At 54.7% G+C, this 1,700-nt stretch carries 2 protein-coding genes; both read left to right on the top strand.

What is annotated here, in order from left to right:
• The first annotated feature begins 216 nt into the window (after nucleotides 1–216).
• The gene (locus HMPREF1144_RS00895) at nucleotides 217–1,137 is read left to right on the top strand and encodes a hypothetical protein (protein ID WP_009651631.1); all 921 of its coding nucleotides are present in this window, start codon (nucleotides 217–219) and stop codon (nucleotides 1,135–1,137) included.
• A 53-nt stretch (nucleotides 1,138–1,190) separates the two neighbouring features.
• Nucleotides 1,191–1,700 (top strand): hypothetical protein (locus HMPREF1144_RS00890; RefSeq protein WP_009651632.1); only part of this gene is annotated, 510 nt, incomplete at its 3' end.

Below are 1,700 nucleotides of genomic sequence, written 5' to 3'. Positions count from 1 at the left end.
ACAGACCATTTCCATGAAACCCCTCAGCAGCCGCCCTCTGTGGAGATCTCCCTCTCTCCTGTAGCAGACAGATGGTTGCCGCTTGCCGATCTTCGCAGCCCGGTTAAGGCCACGGACATCATTTACCGCCCTCCAAGCACCCGCCAGATCTGATCGCTGTTGCCGGTAGCAGTTTGCTGCCTGGCGTTTACCAACTTCAGATTTAGCGGAGAGGCTATGTACACAGACTCCATACAGGCGCGTCGCGAGATTGCGCGTAATTTTACTGAACTTAATTATCGAATTACCCCTCTGCACTGGCAGACACTGTGCATGGGCGTTAATCGCGATCTCCAGGCCAAAAAACTGCGTCCGAACGTCCCTGTTCCTTCACGACGTAAGGTCATTCCGTTCCTGAAAATGATGCACAAAGAAACGGGCTCGATGTTGAAAGCCATTCTTGCCTTTGGTTTCGATGGCCCCTGGACCTCCAGCGGTGGTTCGTTTCGTCTGGCGCGAGAAATTGGGTTCGATATTGCCCACCATGCAAAAAACATTCATCACAAAAACGGTACCGTCACCTTCCTTGAAATTGGTGCTGCTTGGGCAGGTTTTCGTGCTGAAGAAGCGACCAGCCATCAGGCGGCAATTTCCGGACTTGCCCAGAGCTTCAGGGAGCAGCTCGGGGAGAGCGCATTCCTGCATTTCACCAATCTCACGCCATGGCACGAATCGCTGCCAAAGGGGGTGACTGAGCATCCCTACGTGACGGCTGCCGGGCTGTGCGTACTGGAGAAGCAGGGAGTTCGGGCCGGTGAGGTCGATATTATCTACTCTCAGGCCGCAGCCTATTTCGAACAGGATTACACGGCATTCCTTCGCAGCGCAGCCCGTCTGCTGAAAGGGGATGGCGTCTTAATCTTCAACCATGATCCTGTTCTGGCGAGCGCGATGGATGAAGTCGCGTGGGAGCACGGACTCCGGCTGGTTCGACGTAAGCAAATGGGCGGAATGAATGGCGCGATTGCTCGTTACCACCGGCTTCGTACGCCTGTAATCGATCAGGTGATCTTTCCTGGCGTGAGCAGAAATCAGGATGAAGAAGTGGTCTGTGAATCACTGGTGATGTCGGCGCTGCGTCGCAGCGTGGAGGTATAACACCCGACATGTTGACGCGTAGACATTTTCTCACCACCACAGGAGCGTTGCTGATGACAACATTACTGCCGGGGGAAACCCTGGCAGCCTCTCTGGCCGAAAAAGTCAGTGATACATGGCAAAGAATTATCGCTCGCCGCACTGCTAAGGAGACGATAACGCCGGGCTGGATTTTGCAATCACTCGGGCTTCAACCGGGCTCAACGGAGCTGCGGAGAGCCATTTTTGAACTGGTCAGGCGCGTGCCCTATCAGCTTGGGTCATGGAATAACCAAAGCATGAGCCTGTTTGAGCAGGGTTTTGGCGACTGTCGTCATAAAGCCGCCGCGGCCGAACGATTGCTGGTTGCCGGTGGGATTACGGCGAAGAGAAAACTGGTGCAGTTTGACTGGGCTGATTTACCCGTTCCTCCGGAAATACTGGCTATTTTGCCGCAAACCCAGGGGTTTCATGACACCGTGACTTTTGAGTTAAACGGGAAAACATGCCTGTTTGATGCCACCTGGGATATCGCCCTGCGCGGCGCGGGCTTCCCGGTGATGCCTTCCTGGGATGGCAACTCT

Origin of the sequence: Klebsiella sp. OBRC7, assembly GCF_000293135.1 — a bacterium.
GTDB classification, from domain to species: domain Bacteria; phylum Pseudomonadota; class Gammaproteobacteria; order Enterobacterales; family Enterobacteriaceae; genus Klebsiella; species Klebsiella michiganensis.
This window is presented reverse-complemented; position numbering and strand designations above follow the sequence as displayed.